The organism is Brevundimonas vesicularis (assembly GCF_044807075.1).
Taxonomy (GTDB): Bacteria; Pseudomonadota; Alphaproteobacteria; order Caulobacterales; family Caulobacteraceae; genus Brevundimonas; species Brevundimonas vesicularis_G.
Genome location: NZ_CP085234.1, coordinates 832,926 through 852,941, shown reverse-complemented (window position 1 = coordinate 852,941; position 20,016 = coordinate 832,926). Strand labels below are relative to the sequence as shown.

General features: G+C 67.5%; 19 protein-coding genes. 8 read left to right on the top strand and 11 right to left on the bottom strand.

What is annotated here, in order from left to right:
- Positions 1-7: 7 nt before the first annotated feature.
- Positions 8-526, top strand: a complete 519-nt coding sequence (locus tag LG306_RS04105; protein WP_404418435.1) for a hypothetical protein — start codon at positions 8-10, stop codon at positions 524-526.
- Between the two features lie 143 nt (positions 527-669).
- On the opposite strand, the gene LG306_RS04100 is transcribed toward LG306_RS04105, so the two are convergent.
- Entirely contained in the window at positions 670-924 is a 255-nt protein-coding gene (locus tag LG306_RS04100; RefSeq protein ID WP_017504935.1) for a GlsB/YeaQ/YmgE family stress response membrane protein, read from the bottom strand.
- 187 nt (positions 925-1,111) lie between these two features.
- On the opposite strand from LG306_RS04100, the gene LG306_RS04095 reads away from it, so the two are divergent.
- The 4 genes from LG306_RS04095 (at position 1,112) to LG306_RS04080 (ending at position 4,290) form a co-directional block, all read left to right on the top strand.
- The gene (locus tag LG306_RS04095; RefSeq protein ID WP_055754334.1) at positions 1,112-1,492 is read left to right on the top strand and encodes a helix-turn-helix domain-containing protein; all 381 of its coding nucleotides are present in this window, start codon (positions 1,112-1,114) and stop codon (positions 1,490-1,492) included.
- 70 nt (positions 1,493-1,562) lie between these two features.
- Positions 1,563-2,348, top strand: a complete 786-nt coding sequence (hisN, locus tag LG306_RS04090; protein WP_404418433.1) for a histidinol-phosphatase — start codon at positions 1,563-1,565, stop codon at positions 2,346-2,348.
- 75 nt (positions 2,349-2,423) lie between these two features.
- Complete coding sequence (locus LG306_RS04085) at positions 2,424-2,999, top strand: hypothetical protein (RefSeq protein ID WP_404418431.1); 576 nt, start codon at positions 2,424-2,426, stop codon at positions 2,997-2,999.
- Positions 3,000-3,063: 64 nt separating this feature from the next.
- The gene (locus LG306_RS04080; RefSeq protein WP_404418429.1) at positions 3,064-4,290 is read left to right on the top strand and encodes a S41 family peptidase; all 1,227 of its coding nucleotides are present in this window, start codon (positions 3,064-3,066) and stop codon (positions 4,288-4,290) included.
- Here the strand turns inward: LG306_RS04080 and LG306_RS04075 are convergent.
- The 3 genes from LG306_RS04075 to LG306_RS04065 form a co-directional block, all read right to left on the bottom strand.
- Positions 4,287-5,336: an alpha/beta fold hydrolase gene (locus tag LG306_RS04075; RefSeq protein WP_404418427.1), complete on the bottom strand. Its 1,050-nt coding sequence runs from the start codon at positions 5,334-5,336 to the stop codon at positions 4,287-4,289. The two genes, LG306_RS04080 and LG306_RS04075, sit on opposite strands and share 4 nt — an antisense overlap.
- Positions 5,333-6,253, bottom strand: a complete 921-nt coding sequence (locus LG306_RS04070; RefSeq protein ID WP_165115030.1) for a class I SAM-dependent methyltransferase — start codon at positions 6,251-6,253, stop codon at positions 5,333-5,335. Before LG306_RS04070 ends, LG306_RS04075 begins: the two co-directional genes overlap by 4 nt.
- 95 nt (positions 6,254-6,348) lie before the next feature.
- On the bottom strand, positions 6,349-7,155 hold the full coding sequence (locus LG306_RS04065) for a class I SAM-dependent methyltransferase (RefSeq protein ID WP_404418424.1): 807 nt from the start codon (positions 7,153-7,155) through the stop codon (positions 6,349-6,351).
- Between the two features lie 271 nt (positions 7,156-7,426).
- Here LG306_RS04065 and LG306_RS04060 point away from each other — a divergent pair, with 271 nt between their 5' ends.
- Entirely contained in the window at positions 7,427-7,906 is a 480-nt protein-coding gene (locus tag LG306_RS04060; protein WP_404418422.1) for an Hsp20 family protein, read from the top strand.
- Between the two features lie 49 nt (positions 7,907-7,955).
- Here the strand turns inward: LG306_RS04060 and LG306_RS04055 are convergent, their stop codons facing one another.
- On the bottom strand, positions 7,956-8,432 hold the full coding sequence (locus LG306_RS04055; RefSeq protein WP_404418420.1) for an RNA pyrophosphohydrolase: 477 nt from the start codon (positions 8,430-8,432) through the stop codon (positions 7,956-7,958).
- Complete coding sequence (locus LG306_RS04050; RefSeq protein WP_404419644.1) at positions 8,432-9,622, bottom strand: divergent polysaccharide deacetylase family protein; 1,191 nt, start codon at positions 9,620-9,622, stop codon at positions 8,432-8,434. Before LG306_RS04050 ends, LG306_RS04055 begins: the two co-directional genes overlap by 1 nt.
- Before the next feature lie 191 nt (positions 9,623-9,813).
- Here LG306_RS04050 and ppc point away from each other — a divergent pair, with 191 nt between their 5' ends.
- Positions 9,814-12,513: a phosphoenolpyruvate carboxylase gene (gene ppc, locus LG306_RS04045; RefSeq protein WP_404418418.1), complete on the top strand. Its 2,700-nt coding sequence runs from the start codon at positions 9,814-9,816 to the stop codon at positions 12,511-12,513.
- A gap of 131 nt (positions 12,514-12,644) precedes the next feature.
- Here the strand turns inward: ppc and LG306_RS04040 are convergent, their stop codons facing one another.
- Together LG306_RS04040 and LG306_RS04035 are read right to left on the bottom strand one after the other, a co-directional pair.
- A complete protein-coding gene (locus LG306_RS04040; RefSeq protein ID WP_404418416.1) occupies positions 12,645-13,610 on the bottom strand; it encodes a magnesium and cobalt transport protein CorA in 966 nt (321 codons plus the stop codon).
- Positions 13,611-13,784: 174 nt separating this feature from the next.
- On the bottom strand, positions 13,785-15,977 hold the full coding sequence (locus LG306_RS04035) for a M3 family metallopeptidase (protein WP_404418414.1): 2,193 nt from the start codon (positions 15,975-15,977) through the stop codon (positions 13,785-13,787).
- A 129-nt stretch (positions 15,978-16,106) separates the two neighbouring features.
- Here LG306_RS04035 and LG306_RS04030 point away from each other — a divergent pair, with 129 nt between their 5' ends.
- Positions 16,107-16,964, top strand: coding sequence for a glutamate racemase (locus LG306_RS04030; RefSeq protein ID WP_271042416.1), 858 nt, complete (start codon positions 16,107-16,109; stop codon positions 16,962-16,964).
- Between the two features lie 4 nt (positions 16,965-16,968).
- Here LG306_RS04030 and LG306_RS04025 read toward each other — a convergent pair whose 3' ends face one another.
- From LG306_RS04025 to lysA, 3 genes are all read right to left on the bottom strand, one after another.
- On the bottom strand, positions 16,969-17,958 hold the full coding sequence (locus LG306_RS04025; protein WP_404418412.1) for a cation diffusion facilitator family transporter: 990 nt from the start codon (positions 17,956-17,958) through the stop codon (positions 16,969-16,971).
- A gap of 78 nt (positions 17,959-18,036) precedes the next feature.
- Complete coding sequence (locus LG306_RS04020) at positions 18,037-18,693, bottom strand: hypothetical protein (protein ID WP_165115018.1); 657 nt, start codon at positions 18,691-18,693, stop codon at positions 18,037-18,039.
- 48 nt (positions 18,694-18,741) lie between these two features.
- Positions 18,742-20,016, bottom strand: coding sequence for a diaminopimelate decarboxylase (gene lysA / locus LG306_RS04015; protein ID WP_404418410.1), 1,275 nt, complete (start codon positions 20,014-20,016; stop codon positions 18,742-18,744).

Sequence of the window (20,016 nt, the reverse complement as noted above, 5' to 3'; positions counted from 1 at the left end):
ATGACCCATGAATATCAAGACCGCTCTTCTGGCTGGCGCTGCAGCCGCCTTCATGACCGTCGCGCCGGCTCTGGCGCAAGAAGCCACGCCCGCTCCCGCCGCCGCGCCTGCCGCCGCCGCGTCTTCGCAGCAATCGCTGTCGCTGAACCCCGGATCGAGCGTTTCCGGTCCTGATGGCGAACTCGGCAAGCTGGAAGGCGTTCAGAACAATGCCGAAGGCAAGCAGGAGCTCACCGTTCGCGGTGCCGACGGCCAACTTCGCGCCGTGCCGCTGAGCGGCATCCGTCAGGAAGGAACCGGCGTCGTAGTGGCCTACACCAAGGCCGAGTTCGACGCCGCCGCTCCGATCGCCGGCGCCCCGGCGGCTCCGGCGGCAACCCCCGCCCCGGCTTCTGATCCGATGGCCGAACCGACGGCTGAGCCCGCCGCCGAGCCCACGGATCCCACCACGGCGGAACCCGCTACGACGGAACCGGCTGCTCCCGTCCCGGACAGCGCTACGCCGGCTCCGACCGAGCCGCAGTAAGACAGTCTTCCAAGGCTGAATGATCAAGGGCGGTCGGGTTCCCCGGCCGCCCTTTCGTTTGTTCGCAGCGGAGCGGCGACAGTGGCGCAGCAAAAAGGGCGGCTCGCGAGAGCCGCCCTTTTCCTTATCGACCGACTGTCGGATCAAGCGCGACGCTTGACCAATCCCAGAAGGAACAGCAGCAGGCAGGCACCCAGGAACGCCACGATCAGTGTGACGAAGTTGAAGCCGCCAACCGGCGTACCGAAGACGTTCGCAGCGATGAAGCCGCCGATCAGGGCGCCGACGACGCCGACGATCAGGTTCGTCAGCAGGCCGTGATTACGACCCATGACCTTTTCCGCCAGCCAGCCGGCGACGATGCCGATGACGAGCCAACCAATGATTCCTAGACCCATGCTGTGGTTCCTTCCTTTAAAAGCCAAGCTGTTGCTGTAAATGCAGCTCCGGCCATACGGTTGCGTCCTTCTTTCAACGGCGCCGCAATGAGGCCGAATTCGCCTCAGGCGCGATCCGGCACGACGATTGCCGCGATCGACGTGTGTCGTCCCGCATCGGGACAGACGTGAGACGAGGATCACCGTCATGGCCGACGACATCGACCTTCATCTGGGCCGCCGCCTGCGCCGCCGTCGCCGCCTGCTGGGCCTGACCCAGCAGCAGTTGGCCGTCCAGGTCGGCATCCGCTTTCAGCAGATCCAGAAGTACGAGTGCGGCGCCAACCGCATCTCCGCTGCACGCCTCTGGCAGTTGGCCGAGGCGCTGGAAACGCCCGTCGCCTATTTCTACGATGGCCTGGCCGAGGCGATGGAGGCCGACGCGCCGACGCCCAAGGGCGGCGAAGTCTTTTCGCGCAAGGAAACGCTGGATCTGATCCAAGCCTACTATCAGTTGGACGAACGGCCCCGCCGACGTTTGCTGGACTTGGCCAAGTCCCTGCATGCGGGCGACGCGGCCGCCGCCTGATCTGCGCGTCTCCCCGATCTGCACGTCTCAAGGGGCGCCCATGCCGGCGAAAGCGCGGTAAGGGAACCCCATGACCGAACACGAAGCCTTCGCCATCGAACTGGCGCGCGAAGCCGCGCGCGTGACCCTGCCCTTCTTCCGCTCGGACATCGGGCATGAGGACAAGGGTGGCGCGGCCGGCTTCGATCCCGTCACGGAAGCCGACAAACAGGCCGAGGCCGCCATCCGCCGCCTGATCGCCGCCCGCTATCCCGACCACGGCGTCATCGGCGAGGAGTATGGCGAGGATCGACCGGACGCCGAGCACGTCTGGGTGTTGGATCCCATCGATGGCACCCGCGCCTTCATCTCGGGCCTGCCGCTGTGGACCACGCTGATCGCCCTTCGCACGGGCGGAAAGCCGACGGTGGGCGTCATCGCCCAGCCCTATCTGGACGAAATCTTCATCGGCGGCCCGTCCGGCGCGCGCCTGTTGCGCGGCGACGTCGAGACGCCGCTGGCAGTGCGGTCCTGCGAGCAGCTGACCGACGCCGTCATCTCGACCACAGACCCCGACATCTTCAACGGCGCGGAACTGGGCGCCTGGACCCAGGTGCGCGCGACCGCCCGCCTGGCGCGCCTGGGCTGCGACGCCTACGCCTACGCCATGGTGGCGACGGGCAAGATGGATCTGGTCGCCGAGACCAGCCTGAAGCCCTGGGACTGGTCCGCCCTCGTGCCCGTCATCGAGGCGGCCGGCGGCAAGGTCGTCAACTGGCGCGGCGCAGCGCCGGACGACAACGGCCAGATCCTCGCCGTCGGCGACGCGCGCCTGATCGACCAGGCGCTGGTGACGCTGAAACGCGCGGCCGCCTGACGCTCTCACCTGGCGCATATTGACGCAGGTCGAGAGACGGCGTCAGGGTGCGGACGGTTGAGGGGACGGATTTCGATGACTGGCCTGTCCAAACTGGTTGTCGGCGTCGACGTGCCCTGGGTCACCAGTTGGAGCGGCGAGGAGATTACGGGCGCCGCGCCGTGCCGAACCGTCGGCGGCCGTCTCGCCCTGATGCAGGCCAGCGCGCCCGGCGCCGGCAAGCCGCAATATTCGAAGAACCATCTGGTCCGACAGCGCCTGACAGTCGCGCGCATGCTGTGTCCGATGTGCGGCGAGCCGACTGAAGAGGGCGATCGCTGGACCCAGATCGCCGCGCGACGGTGCGCCGGTCAGCTCAGGGCGCGCGGCGGTCAGGTTCGCGCCGATATCGCCGACGACCGCGTTATGATCGACGCCGGCTCGATCGCGCCCCTGCACCGCCGCTGCGTCGACCGGTCGATGAAATACTGCCCGCACCTGCGCGCCAGCGACGACGTGATGGTGATGCGCTTCCCGCGCGATTGGATCGTTCTGCCCCTGCTGATCAAGGCCGAGACCGGCCCCGGCGTCGCCGTCGCCTTCCTGCAACTATGCGGCGTCACGCAGACGATCGACCGACGCTGGCGCGCCGAGGGGCTTACAGGAGTTTAACTGGTTCAATCCCGCGCCTGCGGTCCACAAATGGCGAGACGATTGCTTACGGAGCGGGACGAAGATGGATCGGCGCCTCATGTTGAAGGCCGCGCTGGGGGCTGCGGTGACACCTGCGATAGGCAGCGCAGCGTGGGCGGCCGAACCCGATCACGACGTCACCTTCCTGAATGATTTCGACGAGTTGTGGGAAACTCTACGGGATCGCTACTGCTTCTTTTCGGACAAGCGCACCGATTGGAATCGCGTCCGGACCCTCTATCGCCCGCTGGCGCGATCGGCGGAGTCTGACGACGCCTTCGCCGAAGTTCTTCGTCGCACCCTGGCCGAGTTGTATGATCCCCATACCTCGCTGGCGGATCCGCCCGCCGGCTCTCCAAGATTGCCGATTTCGGATCTGATCGCCGATTGGCGCAACGGACAGGCCGTGGTGACCGCCATAGACGAGGACAGCGTGGCGTCTGAGGCCGGCCTTCGTCTCGGCGACGTGATCCTGACCGTGGATGGACGCCCCGTCGCGGCGGTGGCCCACGATCTGCTGCCGAAATGCCTGAGCCGGCCGGATCAGGCGGCTCAGGCCTATGCCCTGAACAGCGCCATCGCCGGCCGTCGCGGTCAGCCGCGTCGCTATCAGGTGGCGACCGGATCAGCCGCGCCGCGCGACCTGCTGCTTCCGATCCGCCAATCTGCACCCAAGCCGAATGTCGAATGGCGCAGGCTGGACGACGGCGTCGGCTATGTCGCCATTCGCAGCTTTGCGGACGACGCGGTGACCGAAAGCTTTGATCAGGCCCTGGCCGAGTTCCGCGACGCGCCTGGCCTGATCATCGACGTGCGTGACAACGGAGGGGGCGATACCGCCATCGCGCGCCCGATCATGGGCCGGTTCATCACTGAGACGAAGCCCTACGCCCTCATGCGGCGGCGGCAGGGGCGAGGCCTCGGCGACTTCTGGACCGAGACGGTCGAGCCGCGCGGGCCCTTCACCTACGTCCGCCCTGTCGTCGTCCTGACGAACCACTGGAGCGGCAGCATGGCCGAGGGTTTTCCCATGGGCATGCGGGGGCTGGGTCGCGCCACGGTCGTCGGCACGCCCATGATCGGGCTGGGCGCGGCGGTCTTTCCCATCACCCTCGACCGCACCGGCGTCAAAGGCCAGTATTCCGCCGAACCCGTCTATGACGTGAAAGGCCAGCCCCGTTGGCTGATGCAGCCGGACGTGACTGTGCCCGAAGGCGAAGACATTCTGGCGGCGGGCCTTCGCGTTCTGGCCGCCGCGACAGCCGCCTAGCCGACCGACGAAGTCTCCGCCGTCACGTCCGCCGTTCTCGCCGAAGGATCGGTGAGCGCGTCGGCCGAAGGGGCGACCAGATCGGCCATGGCGTCGAATTCGTTCAGGAAGACCGCGCGCAGGTCGTCGGCCTCCATGATGACCTCATGCTTGGCGCCGGCGACCTCGACGTAGCGGCCGCGCGGGATGCGTTTGGCGGCCCATTGGTTGGTCTGCTTCCACACCACGTCGTCGGCGCTGGCCTGGACGATCACGACCGGCGCCTTGACCGCCTTCAGGGCCTTGGGCTTCAGCGCGCGCTCGCCGGCGTCCAGCGCAAAGGCCAGCCAGCCATAGGTGGGACCGCCGATGGCCAGGTGCGGACAGGCGTACAGCTGCTGACGCCACATCTCATAGCGGGTCTCGTCCGAGGTCAGGGCATCCTCGGCGAAGTTGTGGTCGAAAGGATCGTCGGGGTCGCCCAGGATATAGTCGCCGGCCTGGCCGTGGCGAATGTTCCAGCGCACCACCAGCTTGACCGACCACATCGACCGTTTGCCGGTCTTGATGCGCAGCATGGGGCTGGACAGGACCGCGCCGGCGAACCGGTCCTCGCCGCTTTCCAGCGACAAGAGATTCAGACAGGCGCCCATCGAATGGCCGACCATGATCCACGGCTTGGGGCACTGATCCTCATAGGCGTTCAGCAGGCGGTTGTAGTCGTCCAGAAACTCCTCGACCGCACGGGCGTGACCCTTCAGCCGGTCGGGCAGCAGACGGGCCGACAGCCCTTGGCCGCGCCAGTCGTGGGTCAGCACGCACCAGCCGCGCGCCAGGAAGTTGCCGATCACCTCATAGTATTTTTCGATCGGCTCGGTGCGGCCGGGGCTGAGCACCACGGTGCCGCGCACCTTGTCCGCAGCGAGATGCGACGGCTTCCACAGCCCGGCGCGCAGGCGCATTCCGCCCGCGCCGCGAAACCAATCGCCCTTTCCGCCGGGCGGCGGGGCGGCGCCGGGAACCCCCATCAACGGGGCGTTGGCGGCGAAGGCTTGGGCGCGGTTCACTCGGGCTTCCTGAACTTCAAGGTCATGCGATCGCTCTCGCCGATCGCGTCATATTTGGAGCGGTCGAAGGCGGGGTCCGCCGGTTCGCCGCGCGGCGCCGTCAGGCGCGTGGGCGCCAGGGTGTCGACGCCGAACGGGTGATCCTTGGTGTCTTCCGGATTGGCGTTGATCTCGGACGCCTCGACGAAGACGAAGCCCGCTTCGGCCGCCAACTGGCGCACGAAGGCTTCCTGGACATAGCCGTTGGCCGCGACCGGATCCTGGTCCTCCGCAGGGGACAGTCGATGTTGCTCGACACCCAGGATGCCGCCGGGGCGAAGGGCGGCGAAGGCATCGGCGAAGGCCTTTTCCGCAATGCCCGCCGCCATCCAGCCATGCAGGGTTCGCATGAACAGGCACATCTCGGCCGTACCCGCCGCGATCACCGGACCGGACCCCGCGCCGAAGACCGAAAACTGCGGCTCGCCATAAAGCTTCTTATCGCTGGAGAATCGCGTGCGGAAGGCGGTGTTCAGCACGGCCTGCGCCGGATCGGCGGTCGGCCCCTCGGGAAACAGGGCGGCGACATAGGTTCCCGCCCCCTTGGCCAGATAGGGGGCCAGGATTTCGGTGTACCAGCCGCTGCCGGGCCAGAACTCCACCACCGTCATCTTGGGTTGAAGTCCGAAGAACCGCAGCGTCTCCATCGGGTGACGGAAGGCGTCGCGCGCCTTATCCTGGGCCGAGCGCCACGATCCCTCTACCGCCCATTCCAGCGAGCCTTCCGGCGGCCCGGCGGGTGTGGGCGGCGCGGCGGGCGCCTTAGCGGCCTCGTCCTTGCGCCCGCAAGCCGCCACGCCGGTCAGCCCCAGCGCCGCAGCGCCGCTCAGCAGAAACCGACGCGACAATCCGCTCGCGCTCGCCAGACGATCAGCCATTCAAAACCTCCGCAGGACGCCGGGACCCGCGTCCGACGCACCCTGACGTCTTGGGCTTAATCGGGTTCGCAGGTCCGGTCAAAACGCAAGACGGCCTATTCGGGCTTGCGGAAACGCAGGGTCATCCGATCGCTCTCGCCGACGGCGTCGAAGGCGGCGCGTTCCTCGGGCGTCAGGGTGCGGCCGGACGGATCGTTGCGCGCAGCCGACTGGCGGATGGGCGGCAAGGTCCAGACGCCGAACGGGTGATCGTGGTCGTCCTTGGGATTGGCGTTCAGTTCGCTGCGCGCCTCCAGCACGAAGCCGGCGTTGCGCGCCTCATGGATCACGTAGCTTTCGGGCACATAGCCGGTGGAGGCGACGTCAGCGACATTCAGACCCTCCGCGCTGCGGTGCTGTTCGACGGCCAGCACGCCGCCGGGCTTCAAGGCCTTGCAGAAGGCCTGCAGATACGGCTGGGTCCGGCCGTCGCGCGACCAATTATGGAAGGCGCGGGCCACCAGGATGAAGTCGGCGGTTCCGTCCGCCGCGCCCATGCTTTCCAGCGGGCGATTGACCGGCACATAACGACCGCCGGTCGCCGCCGCATAGGGTTCCAGGATGTGCCGCCACCAGCTGGCGCCGCCCGGCTCGATCTCCACCACCGTCATGCCCGGCGTCAGGCCCCAGAAGGTCAGGGATTCATACGGATGACGATAGACGTCGCGCGCCCGGTCGGCGGCGGGCCGGGTCTCGGCCGCGATGGCGGTCTGCAGGGCCGTGTCGTCGGAGAAGGTCGGCATGGCGCTGGACAGGGCCGAACGCGGCGGCGTCCACGCGCCCTGGGTCTGGGGCGACTGTTGGGCCAGGGCGGGGGCGGCGGACAGCAGGACGGCGACGAGGCCGTAGACGGCAGGGCGCATGATCGAGGGCTCCAGGTTCAGGTCGTTCTCCATAGGCAGGCGGGCCGCCGGCGCAAATGAACTTCGCGAGACACAGGCGGATTTGACGCAAGCAAAATCGTGCAGGCTGCGCCCTTGACGCCGTTTCGCCGGTTCCCATCTTTGCTTCCGAGGATGCCGATTTCGGGTTCTCCAGACTGACGGCGCCGGTTTCGGGTCGTCGATCTGATCTCCCACCGTCCGGGCCAAAACGCCGGGCGGCTCAACCTTGCTGATCCTCAGGAGGATGCTGATGCGTACCTATGATTTCACCCCGCTGTACCGTTCGGCCGTCGGCTTCGACCGTCTGGCCAATCTGCTGGAAAACGCCTCGCGCGCGACCAGCCAGGACACGGGTTATCCCCCCTACAACATCGAGACCACGGGCGAGAACGCCTATCGCATCGAGATCGCCGTCGCCGGCTTCAGCCCCGACGAGCTGAACATCGAGGTGAAGGAAAACCTGCTCACCGTGACCGGCCGCAAGACCGCCAACGACGATACGGCGACGCAGAAGACCTATCTGCATCGCGGGCTGGCCGAGCGCGATTTCGAGCGCCGCTTCCAGCTGGCCGACTATGTCGTCGTCAACGACGCCAATCTGGTCAACGGTCTGCTCTCGATCTCGCTGAAGCGCGAACTGCCCGAGGCGCTGAAGCCCCGCCGTATCGAGATCGGCGCCAGCCAGCCGCTGATCGAAGGCCAGACCGAGAAGAAGGCTGCAGCGGCCTAAGCCGTTTCAAGGCGAACTATGGAAGGGCGGCGTTCGCGCCGCCCTTTTTCTATGCCGCCAAGTGCGAGAAGGCGGCGACGACCTGTTCATAGGCCGGGCGTTTGAACGGCACGATCAGGTCACAGGCGTCCGACAGCGGTCCCCAGCGCCAGGCGTCGAACTCGACCTCGTCGTCGGCCGCCAGATCGATCTCGGCTTCGTCGCCGGTGAAGCGGAAGGCGAACCACTGCTGCTTCTGACCCTTGAAACCGCGCCAGGCCTTGGCGTTGTTCATGGCTTCGGGCGGGAAGTCGTACAGGATCCAGTCGTCCGTCCGCGCCAGCAGTTCGATCGAGGTGACGCCGGTCTCCTCATGCAATTCGCGGCGGGCGGCCGCTTCCAGATCCTCGCCCGCATCGACGCCGCCTTGCGGGAACTGCCAGTTATGCGGGCCTGGCGTGGCGTGGCGCTGGCCGTACCAGACCAGGCCCTCGCGGTTGAACAGCACGACCCCGACATTGGACCGATAGGCGTCGAGATCGGACACTAGCGCCCCGGCCGCATCGACATGGACGACGCCGGCGCCAGTTGCAGGCCGCGCTGCTCCAGACCGGCGGTCCAGCGGGCGGCGGCCTCGACCGTCACTGGATAGCTGAAGCCGGCCCCCAGGGCCGAACCGCGCAGCTTGGCCTGGGCCTCCAGACCATTCAGGGCGGCGACGATGGCGGCGGGCGACTGGGTCCGGTCTATGACGCGATCCGCGCTGGCCCGCGCCCAGGCGCCCGGCCGACGCTGGAACGAGCCGTCGTCGAGGAAGGCGACGCCGCGCTGGCGCAACACGCTCAGGAAGGCGTTCATGCCCGTGTCCGAGCCGGAGAACCGGTCGCCCAGATAGTTGGTCACGCCGAAATAGCCGGTGGCGCGGCTCAGCAGCCAGTCCATCTTGGCGGTCACGTCGTCGGCGCCGCCGTCGGCCAGCAGCGTATAGGGGCCGGGGTCGTTGTCGGGATAGCCGGTCGGCTCCATCGGCATTTCCAGCATGACCTCATGGCCCTGGGCGCGCGCCTGGTCGATCCAGCCCTGCAGATTGTCCGCATAGGGCACGAAGCTGAGCGTGACCTCCGGCGGCAGGCGTTCGATGGCCGCGCGGGTGGTGACGGCGTTCAGGCCCAGGCCGCCGACGATCAGCGACACGCGCGGCTTGCCGTTCGGTCGGAACGGGCGAGCATAGGCCTGGGCCGGCACGCGGCCGTCGGGCGCGATCATCGGCAAGGGACCGTTGGATCCGGGCTGCGACAGGCCGGCGATGGGGGCCTTGGCCAAGGGCGAGGCCGCGTGGACCGGCGCCGTGATGGGCGCGCCCTGACCCGAGACGCTGCCGCCGTCCGGCAGGGTGATGACGGCGTCGCCGCCTGCGGCCGGATCGGCGCCGCCCGCCAGATTTTGATACAGCCCCATCGCGCCCATGGAGAAGGCTTCGAAACCCGTCGGGGCCGGCGCTTGCGGCGCGGGCGCGTCGCGTTCCAGCGCGACATGGGCCGAGGGCGTCCCCGCCTTGGGATCGCCCAGAACCGTCAGGAACAGGGCGCTGGCGCTGAGCAGCAGCAAGCCCGCGAGACCCGCCGCGACCGGCGGCTTCTTCAAGGCGTCGACGACAGGTTTCAGGCTCGGGCCGTCCTTGGCGCGCGGGGCGGTCCCGGCGGTGGCGGCGAGTGCGGATTGGCGTTTGGCGAACATGGGCAAGAGTGGAACCGATCTGGAATCCTACGCCCGCATCATCGCGCGCCGTCGGTTAAGAAACCCTAACAGGCGGTTCACCATGATCGACGCGGTGATTTTTGGGGGCGGCTGTCACGGATCGTGCGTTGACGCGGGCGACTTCGCCCTTCCAGATGCCGACCTCCCCGCGCCGACCCAGGATATTCCAGATGATGAGCCCCGCCGCCGACGACGCCCTGCGTGACGAAGTTCGACTGCTGGGCGGCATTCTGGGCGACATCATCCGCGACGAGGGCGGGCAGGCCCTGTTCGACCATGTCGAGGCGGTGCGCCAGGCTTCGATCGCCTATCACCGCGACCCGGCCTCGCACCCCGCCAAGCGTCTGGAGAAGCTGCTGACCGCTATGTCGGTGGATCAGGCGGCCGGTCTGGCGCACGGCTTCGCCCTGTTCTCGCTGCTGGCCAATATCGCCGAGGATCGCTCCACCCGCCGTCGCGCCCAGAGCCAGGCCGTGGCCGGCGCCCGGCCCGACACGCCGGAAGGCGCGCTGAAGCGTCTGGCCGACCAAGGCGTGGACCGCGAGGCCGTGCGCGCCCTGCTGGATCAGTCGCTGATCTCTCCCGTCCTGACCGCCCACCCGTCCGAGGTCCGGCGCAAGAGCGTCATCGACCGCATCGCCGCCATCACCGACCTGCTGGACGCCTGCGACAAGGCCGGCGACGCCTGCACCCTGGACGCCATCGCCGAACCGCTGCGCCGCCAGATCGTCATCCTGTGGGCCACGCGTCTGGTCCGCACCCAGGGCCTGGTGGTGCAGGACGAGATCGACACCGTCGTCTCCTTCCTGGACCGCATCTTCCTGCACGTCGCGCCCAAGCAGTTGTCAGCCTGGCGGCGGCTGCTGGAGGCGCCCGAGCTGAAACCCTTCATGCGGGTCGGCACCTGGGTCGGCGGCGACCGAGACGGCAATCCGAACGTGGACGCCACGGTGATGGCCGCCGCCTTCCGCACCCAAGCGCGGGCCGTGCTGACCTTCTATCTGGACGAGGTCCACGCCCTGGGCGCCGAACTCAGCCTCGCGGCCGAACTGGCGCAGGTGTCGCCGGAGCTTCAGGCCCTGGCCGACGCCGCCCACGATCCCTCGCCCCACCGCGCGGACGAGCCCTATCGCCGCGCCCTGACCGGCGTCTATGCCCGCCTGGCCGCCACGCACGAGAAGCTGGGCGACGCCCCGCCGCCTCGTCGCCCCGCGGTCCAGGCCGAACCCTATCCCGGCCCTGACCCCTTCGAGGCCGATCTGAAGACGCTTCACGACAGCCTGGTGTCACACCACGGCGGCGTCTTCGCCGACGACCGGCTCAGCGACCTGATCACGGCGGTCGAGGTGTTCGGCTTCCATATGGCGACCCTGGACATGCGCCAGAACGCCGATGTCCATGAGCGCGTCGTCGCCGACCTGCTGAAGGTCGCCGGCGTCCACGCCGATTATCTGGCATTGGACGAGGAGGGCCGGCTGAAGGTGCTGGCCGCCGAACTGGCCTCGTCGCGCCTGCTGTTCAGCCCCTATGCCGACTATGAGCCGGAAACCCTGAAGGAGCGCGCCATCCTTCAGGCGGCCGCGACCGCGCTCGCCGCCTTCGGGCCCCAGGCGATCCGCACCCATATCGTGTCCAAGACGGATGCAGCGTCCGATCTGCTGGAAGTCTATCTGCTGCTGAAGGAGGTCGGTCTCTACCGGCCCGAAGACCCCGCCGCCTGCCCGATCCAGGCCGCGCCTTTGTTCGAGACCATCGAAGACCTTCGCGCCGCGCGCCCCACCCTGGAGCGGCTGTTGCAGGAGCCCTCGGCCCTCGCCGTCGCCAGGGCGCGCGGGGTCCAGGAGGTGATGATCGGCTATTCGGATTCGAACAAGGACGGCTCCTACCTAACCTCGGGCTGGGAGTTGCACGAGGCCTCGCGCGCCCTGGTCGAGGTGACGCAGAAGCACGGGCTGAAGCTGCAGCTGTTCCACGGGCGCGGCGGCACGGTCGGGCGTGGCGGCGGCTCGTCCTTCGCCGGCGTCCTCGCCCAGCCCGAAGGCACGGTACAGGGCCGCATCCGCACCACCGAACAGGGCGAGGTCATCGCCAACAAATACGGCGAGCCGGAAATCGCGCTTCGCAATCTGGACGCCCTGACCTGCGGCGCCATGCTGGCCTCCCTGGGCAAGGGGACGGATCACGCCTTCACCGCCGAACACGGCGCGACCCTGTCGGACCTGTCGGCGCGTTCGATGGCCGCCTATCGCAAGCTGGTCTATGAGACCGAGGGCTTCGTCGACTACTACCGGGCCGCCACCCCCATCGCCGAGATCGCCGATCTGAAGATCGGCTCGCGCCCGTCGTCGCGCACCGCCTCCACGCGGATCGAGGATCTGCGGGCCATTCCCTGGGTGTTCAGCTGGTCGCAAAGCCGGGTCATGCTGCCCGGCTGGTTCGGCTTCGGCTCGGCGGTGCAGGGCAAGGACATGGGCGAGTTGAAGGCGATGGCCGAGGCCTGGCCCTTCTTCAAGACCCTGGTCCAGAACATGGAGATGGTCATGGCCAAGTCCGACATGACCATCGCCCGTCGCTACGCCACCCTGGTCCCCGACGGCTCTCTGGCGTCGCGCATCTATGGCGAAATCCGCGAGGAGTGGCAGCGCACCCACGACGCCATCCTGGCCATCACCGGCCATGACGCCCTGCTGGGCGGCCAGCCCGAGCTGGACCGGCTGATCCGGCTGCGCATGCCCTATGTCGAGCCGCTGAACCACGTCCAGATCGAACTGATCCGCCGCCGCCGCGCAGGCGACGACGACCCCCGCGTCCGCGAGGGCATCCTTTTGGCCATCAACGGCGTGGCGGCGGGCTTGAGGAACAGCGGATAAGCCTCTCAAACCCCGTCATCCTCGGGTTTGACCCGAGGAACGGGCTGTCCGCCGCATCGCGTCTGGGGCGACGCAGAACCCGATCCACATCCGATCCTCGGGTCAAGCCCGAGGATGACGGCGGCTACGGACTACAGCCACTTCGTCTTCTTGAATGTGACGAACAGGCCCGTGCAGATGGACGCCATCAAGGCCAGCGCGCCAAGATAGCCATAGCGCCAGTGCAGTTCGGGCATGAACTCGAAATTCATGCCGTAGATGCCGGCGATGGCGGTCGGCACGGCCAGGATGGCGGCCCAGGCGGCCAGCTTGCGCGTGATCAGGCCCTGACGTTGCTGCTCCAGCAGATTGGCGACCTCGAAGACCGACGACAGGATGTCGTTCAAGCCGCCCAGCCGGCTGTTCACCCGTCGCACGTGGTCGCCCACGTCGCGGAAATAGGGCCGCACGTCGGGATCGATACAGGGCAGGTCCAACGACTGGAGCCGCCCCAGCACCTCCTCCATCGGTCCCAGGATGCGCCGGAACTTCAGCAGCTCGCGGCGCAGGGTGAACAGCCGCCGGATTTCCAGGCGCGACAGGAAGGCGTCCAGCGTCCGCTGCTCCATCTCCAGAACGCTGTCCTCGACATCGTCGACGATGGGGGCATAGGCGTCGACGATGAAATCCAGAATGCCGTGCAGGACGAAGTCGGGACCCTTCTTGAGCTGCAGGGGCGAGGCTTCCAGCTGTGTGCGCAGATGGTTGTGGGCGCGGGCCGAGCCGTGACGGATGCTGACCACATGGTCTTCGCCGACGAACACGTGCGTTTCGCCATAGGCCAGCCGGTCATCGATCTTCATGGCCGTGCGCGCCACGACGAACAGTTCGCGGCCATAGACCTCGACCTTGGGCATCTGGTGCGCCGCCAGGGCGTCCTCGACCGCCAGCGGATGCAGTTTGAACCGATCGACCAGGATCTCGATCTCGGCGTCCGTGGGATCGTAAAGGCCGATCCAGACGAACTCACCCGGCTCCAGCGCCAGCCCCTCGTGCGTCAGCGGCGCCTCTCGCACGCGCTGACCGTCGCGATAGACGTAGGAGGCGACGACGGTCATGCGGGGTTCCGGGATCTGCGCGGGTCTCGACCTGCTCTAGGCCAGGTTTCAGACAAACGAAACGGCCGACGGATCGCTCCGCCGGCCGTTCGCTCATACAGTCGCCAATCGGCCTCAGGTCACATGACGGCGATAGCTCAACGCCCTCAAGTAGGCCGAAGGCCGGTAGGGCGCTTAGGAAACAGGGAAGCCCCGGACCTTCAGCAGGGCCGCCACGTCCGGGTCGCGACCGCGGAAGGCGCGATAGGCCTCGGCGCGATCGGTGGTGTTGCCCGGCGCCAGCATGATCGACTTGAAGCGGCCGGCGATGTCCGGATTGAACACGTCGCCCGACTCTTCGAAATAGGCCCAGGTGTCGGCGTCCATCGTCTCGGACCACAGATAGCTGTAGTAGCCCGCCGAATAGGCGTCCGACGTGAACAGGTGATTGAACTGCGGCAGGCGGTGCCGCATCACGATCTCCTTGGGCATGCCGATCCGCGCCAGGCTGGCCTTTTCGAACGCGTCGATGTCGGTCGGCGGCACGGCCTGGGTGTGCAGGTCCATGTCCACGATGGCCGAGGACAGATAGCTGACCGTCGCATAGCCCTGGTTGAAGGTGGCGGCGGCCTCGATCTTGTTGACCAGTTCGGCCGGCATGGCCGCGCCCGTCTGATAGTGCTTCAGATAGCCGTCCAAGATCGGGCGGCTCAGCACCCAGTGCTCGTGCACCTGCGACGGATATTCGACGAAGTCGCGCGGCGTATTGCCGTACGACGGATAGGTCACCACTGACGACAGATAATGCAGGGCGTGGCCGAACTCGTGGAACAGGGTCTCGGCGTCGTCCAGCGAGATCAGAACGGGCTCGCCCGGCTCCGGCTTGGTGAAGTTGTTGTTGTTCGAGGCCAGGATGATCCTGGAGCCGTCCAGCTGCGAGAAGGACCGGTAGGTGGTCATCCAGGCGCCCGAACGCTTGCCCGGGCGGGCGTAATCGTCGGTGTAGTACAGACCGATCAGGCGGCCGTCCCGGCTCTTGTCATAGACCTCATAGGCCTCGACGTCGGGCTCGAAGGTCGACACCGATCCCTTGGGCAGCTTCTTGAACTGGAAGCCATACAGGCGCTCGGCCATGGCGAAGGAGCCGGCGCGGACCGCGTTCAGCTCAAAGTAGGGCTTCAGCTGGTTTTGATCCAGGTCGTACTTGGCCTTGCGCACCTTCTCGGCGAAGTAGAGGTAGTCCCACGGCTCGATGTCGAAACCGGCGATCGCCTTCATGTCGGCGACTTCCTCGGCGACGCGCGCCTTGGCCGGCGCCCAGACGCGGTCCATCAGGGCCTGAGCATTGGCCGGGGTCTTGGCCATCGTGTCCTGCATGCGCAGTTCGGCGTGGTTGCGATAGCCCAAGAGCTTGGCGCGTTGGTCGCGCAGCTTCACGATCTCGGCGATGGTCGAGTTGGTGTCGTTGGCGTCGCCGTTGTCGCCGCGATTGACGAACTTCTTCCAGACCTGCTCGCGCAGGGCCCGGTCGTCAGCGAAGGTCAGGAAGGGATCGACCGCCGAACGCGTGTTCAGGATCGCCCAGCCTTGCAGGTTACGGCTGCGCGCCGCGCTGGCGGCGGCCGCCTTGTTGGAGTCCGGCAAGCCCCGCACGCCGGCCTCGTTGGGGATCAGCGTCCAGGAATTCTCATCGGCGACGACCTTCTGGCCAAAGCGGGTGAAGGCGTTGGACAGGGCGGTGTTGATCCGGCCCAGTTCGGCCTTGCCGGCCGCATCCAGATTGGCGCCCGAACGGATGAAGGCGTCGCGGCGACGCTCGGCCAGACGCTTCTGCTGGGCGCTGAGGCCCGCCGCGTCCGCAGTGTCGGCGACGGTCTTGACCCGCTGGAACAGCTTCTCGTTGAAGGTGATCTCGTCCGAAGCCGCGGACAGCAGCGGCGACAGCTCGGTGTCGACCGCGTCATAGGCTTCGCCGCCGATGTTGGAGGTCATCACGCCATAGACGTTGGACGCCCGGTCCAGCGGCTCGCCTGCCAGCTCCAGCGCCGCCATGGTGTTGGCGAACGTCGGAGCCTCGGGGTTGTCGGCGATGGCGGCGATATCGGCGCGTTGCAGTTCGATGCCTTCCAGCATGGCTTCGCGCAGCTTGGCCGGCGTCACCTTGTCGAAGGGCGGAACGCCGTCGTATTTCCCGGTCCAGGCCTGCAGCAGCTCGGCGCGCGGCGTCTGGCGGGGCAGGACGGCGCGGGCGATGCGCGCTTCCTCGGCCAAGCTGACGCCGCTCGTTCCCGGAGCGCCCGGCGCGCCCGGCTCTCCGGTCATGGTGGTGGCGCAGGCCGACAGGGCCATCAGGCTGCCGCCCGCGATGAGAAGCTGGCGTCTATGCATGGAATGCTCCGAAACAAGATCATGGTTGCGATACACTTAGGCGCACGGATCGCCCCCGTCACCTGACGCGGGGATAAACTTGTCGCCAATCCGGTTGGATACGTCGTCGCACTGTTCTAAAGCCGAGCCATGGCTATTGGCGTTTTCGACTCCGGCGTGGGCGGCCTGACCGTCCACCGCGAACTGACCCGACGCTTCCCCCAGCGGGACTTCGTCTATCTGGCCGACCAGGCCCACGCCCCCTATGGCGGGCGGGGCGGCGAAGATATCGTCGAACTGACGAAAACCGGCTGCGAGCGTCTGTTCGAGGCCGGCGCCTCCGTCGTTGTCCTGGCCTGCAACACCGCCAGCGCCATTGCACTTCGCCGCCTGCAACAGACCTGGCTGCCGGGTCTGCGCGAGCGTCTGGGCCGCCCGGTCAACATCCTGGGCATCATCGTCCCGACCATTGAGGCGGCGACCGGCAAGCCCTGGAGCTTCGAGGCCGAGCGCCCGCAGGAGGGCGAGAAGGTCGCCTCCATCGACATCACCGGCGTCTTCTGCACCGCCGCCACGGCCATCAGCCGCGTCTATGAGATCGAGATCGACAAGCGGCGCGAGGACATCGCCGTCTTTTCCGAACCTTGCCCCGGCCTGGCGGGTCTGATCGAACTGGGCGCGCCGCCGGAAGAGCTGAAGGTGGTGATCGACGACCACGTCGATGCGCTGCGTCGCCGCATCGGCCGACACCCGGACAAGGCCATCCTGGGCTGCACCCACTATGAGATCGTCGCCGAACTGTTCGCCCAGGCCCTGCCGGCCGGCACTGTTCTGATCGAACAGCCGACGGCGGTGGCGGACGCCTTGGAGCGCTACTTCAAAGCGCACCCCGAATACGATCTGGGCGACAGCGGGCGTCGCGATTTCCTCACCACCGGCCAGGCCGGGCCGCAGTCGGAACTGGTGTCCCAGTTCTGGGGCGCGCCGGTGACGTTCGAACAGGCCTGAGGGCTCAGCAGCCCGGGCAATCCGGCAGCGGCTCGGTCTCCAGCTGCAATGTCGTATGGCCGATGGCGTAGCGCTTCGCCACGGCCTGGGCCTCGCAGATCAGGGCCGCGGTGTCGGCGCGGTCGTGGACCAGGTGGGCGGTCAGGGCCGTCTCGGTCGTCGACAGTCCCCAGACGTGCAGGTCATGCACGGCGCGCACGCCCGGCAGGCCGACCAGCGCCTGCTCCAAAGCCGGCACGTCCACGCCCGTCGGGGCACCGTCCATGGCCAGATTGACCGATTCCTTCAGCAGGCCCCAGGTCGACCACAGGATCACGACCACGATCGCCAGGCTGACAACCGGATCGACCACCGACCAGCCGGTCATCATGATCAGCCCGCCGGCCAGCACCACGCCCAGCGACACGCCTGCGTCGGCCATCATGTGCAGATAGGCGCCGCGCGCATTCAGGTCGTGCTGCGATTTCATGAACAGCAGGGCCGTGCCCAGGTTGATGACGAAACCGATGCCGGCGACCGCCATGATGACGCCCGACCCGACCGGAGCCGGCTCGTTGATTCGCCGCACGGCCTCGAACGCGATGGCCCCGCAGGCGAAGATCAGCAGCAGCGCATTGCCCAGCGCCGCCAGCACCGTCGCCTTGCCGAAACCATAGGTCCGCCGACCGCCCGCCGCCCCATGCGCGCCGCGTCGCGCCAGCCAGGCCGCGCCGCCCGCCATGGCCAGACCCAGCACGTCCGACAGATTATGCCCCGCATCGGCCAGCAGGGCGGTGGAATCCGCGATCAGGCCCGCGCCGAACTCGCACGCCACGAAGACCAGATTGACCACCAGGCCGACGGCATAGCGCCAGTCGCCGGTGTCTACCGGGCCGTGACTGTGTCCGCCGTGGCCATGGCTGTGTCCGTGGTGGCTGTGAGAATGCCCATGGCCGTGATCCGCATGATCGTGGTCATGCCGGTGGCTGGGGCTGTGGTCGTGCGCGGCGTTCATGGCTCGCCTATACGCCCTCTGGCGAAACAGCCAAGCCGATACATGATAACGCATTGAATGTTATCATGTAATATCGCGTCAGTGTTGGTGCATGGCGACGACCAGGCCAAGACCGATCAGGGCCACGCCCAGCACCGCCCCCTCATATCGCGCCCATCGCTCCAGCCGCAGGATCGAGGCGCCGGCGCTGGCCAGGGCCGTAAAGACCGCCATGCCGGCGATGGTCCCCGCCGCGAACACCACCGTCAGCAGCGCCAGGGCTCCAAGCCCCGCCGAGGCCGAAGACAGATAGATGGGCAGCAGCACTTCGCCAGGCGAAACCGCCATCATGGCGACCAGACCCAGGAAGGCGGCCTTGTCCGACACGGCCGGCTCGGGCGTCTCGACCGCAGGACCACCGGCCATGGCCGGGCGCTTCAGGGTCGCGCGCGCCAGATAAAAGGCGCCGAACAGGAACAGCAGCACCGCAGCCAGGTGAGGCAGCACGCCCTCGATCCACTGATCCAACGCCAGACCCGCCGCCACGATCAGACCACCGACCACCGCCGTCGTGGCGATATGGGCCAGGCCCGCCGCCGTCACCGCCATCAGAATCCGCGACGGTCGCCAGCCTTGCGCCCGCCCCACCAGGGTGAAGGGCAGCCAATGCGTCGGCAGGGCCGCATGCAGGAAGGCCGCAACGAAGCCGCCGCCCAGCAGGGAAAGCATGACGGACTGTTCGGGACCGGGGGACATGACCGCCCTATAGCGTGTTACTTTATAACGGTCGAGAAGAATCGGCGATCAAAGCCAATCGGCGAACGGCTCGCGGTCCAGCATCTCTTCATAGGTCGGGCGTGGCCGGATCACGGCCCACTGATCGCCATCCACCAGCACCTCGGGGATCAGGGGCCGGCTGTTGTATTCGCTGGACATCACCGCGCCGTAAGCCCCTGCGCCGGTGAAGACGATCAGGTCTTCGGCCTCTAGCGGCGGCAGCGCGCGGTCACGCGCGAAGGTGTCGCCCGTCTCGCACACCGGCCCGACCACGTCATAGGACGTCGCCCTGCCCTCGCGCGGATTGACCGGCTGGATGTCGTGGAAGGCGTCGTACAGCGCCGGCCGCATCAGGTCGTTCATCGCCGCGTCCAGCACCAGAAAGCGTCGTCCGTCCGAGCGTTCGTTGACCTGGATCACCTGGCTGAGCAGCACACCGGCGTTGGCGGCCAGCAGCCGGCCCGGCTCGAATGCCGCCTCAACGTCCAGCCCGTTCAGAACCCGCGCGGCCATGGCGACATACTGGGCCGGCGACGGCGGCTCGGTCCCGCCTGAGTAGGGCACGCCCAGCCCGCCGCCCAGATCCAGCCGGGTCACGGCATGACCCTGCGCCCGCAGTTTGCGCGTCATGTCCGCCAAGACCTCGAAGGCGGCCTTCAGCGGCTCAAGGTCAGTGATCTGGCTGCCGATATGACAGGCCAGGCCCACTGGCGTGACATGGGGCGAGGCCGAGGCGCGGGCATAGAGGTCCATCGCCTCCTCGACCGGCACGCCGAACTTGTCGCTCTTGCCGCCCGTGGTGATCTTGGCGTGACCGCCCGCGCCCACGTTGGGATTGACCCGCACGGCGATGGCGGGAGACGCATCCATCATGGCTGCAACGGCGATCAGCCGATCCAGCTCGGCGCCGGATTCGACATTGATCTGACGCACGCCGACGCTGATAGCGAAAGCCATTTCCACATCGGTCTTGCCCACGCCGGAGAAGATGATCCGGTCGGACGGCACGCCGGCGGCCAAGGCGCGGCGGATTTCGCCCTCGGAGACGGTGTCCGCGCCTGACCCCAGTTTCGCCAGGGTCGCCAGCACCGACAGGTTGGAGTTGGCCTTGACCGCAAAGGCGATCAGGGCCTCGCCCAAAGCGTCCCGATGCGCATCGGCGGCAGCGCGCAGCAGGCCGTAATGCCGCTTCAGCGTCGCGGTCGAATAGACATAGGCCGGCGTGCCGACCTCGTCCGCGATCAGCTCCAGCGGCACGCCCTCGGCATGGAGGGCGCCGTCCTTCAGGTCGAAATGGTGCAA

Bases quoted from the DNA above. Each gene is read 5' to 3' on its own strand.
- LG306_RS04070 (WP_165115030.1), bottom strand. From the start codon at position 6,253: ATGGCTGATCGTCTGGCGAGCGCGAGCGGATTGTCGCGTCGGTTTCTG.
- LG306_RS04025 (WP_404418412.1), bottom strand. From the start codon at position 17,958: ATGAACGCCGCGCACGACCACAGCCCCAGCCACCGGCATGACCACGAT.
- LG306_RS04065 (WP_404418424.1), bottom strand. From the start codon at position 7,155: ATGCGCCCTGCCGTCTACGGCCTCGTCGCCGTCCTGCTGTCCGCCGCC.
- LG306_RS04060 (WP_404418422.1), top strand. From the start codon at position 7,427: ATGCGTACCTATGATTTCACCCCGCTGTACCGTTCGGCCGTCGGCTTC.
- LG306_RS04035 (WP_404418414.1), bottom strand. From the start codon at position 15,977: ATGCATAGACGCCAGCTTCTCATCGCGGGCGGCAGCCTGATGGCCCTG.
- ppc (WP_404418418.1), top strand. From the start codon at position 9,814: ATGATGAGCCCCGCCGCCGACGACGCCCTGCGTGACGAAGTTCGACTG.
- LG306_RS04085 (WP_404418431.1), top strand. From the start codon at position 2,424: ATGACTGGCCTGTCCAAACTGGTTGTCGGCGTCGACGTGCCCTGGGTC.
- hisN (WP_404418433.1), top strand. From the start codon at position 1,563: ATGACCGAACACGAAGCCTTCGCCATCGAACTGGCGCGCGAAGCCGCG.
- LG306_RS04030 (WP_271042416.1), top strand. From the start codon at position 16,107: ATGGCTATTGGCGTTTTCGACTCCGGCGTGGGCGGCCTGACCGTCCAC.
- LG306_RS04100 (WP_017504935.1), bottom strand. From the start codon at position 924: ATGGGTCTAGGAATCATTGGTTGGCTCGTCATCGGCATCGTCGCCGGC.
- LG306_RS04020 (WP_165115018.1), bottom strand. From the start codon at position 18,693: ATGTCCCCCGGTCCCGAACAGTCCGTCATGCTTTCCCTGCTGGGCGGC.
- LG306_RS04040 (WP_404418416.1), bottom strand. From the start codon at position 13,610: ATGACCGTCGTCGCCTCCTACGTCTATCGCGACGGTCAGCGCGTGCGA.
- LG306_RS04080 (WP_404418429.1), top strand. From the start codon at position 3,064: ATGGATCGGCGCCTCATGTTGAAGGCCGCGCTGGGGGCTGCGGTGACA.
- LG306_RS04050 (WP_404419644.1), bottom strand. From the start codon at position 9,622: ATGTTCGCCAAACGCCAATCCGCACTCGCCGCCACCGCCGGGACCGCC.
- LG306_RS04095 (WP_055754334.1), top strand. From the start codon at position 1,112: ATGGCCGACGACATCGACCTTCATCTGGGCCGCCGCCTGCGCCGCCGT.
- LG306_RS04105 (WP_404418435.1), top strand. From the start codon at position 8: ATGAATATCAAGACCGCTCTTCTGGCTGGCGCTGCAGCCGCCTTCATG.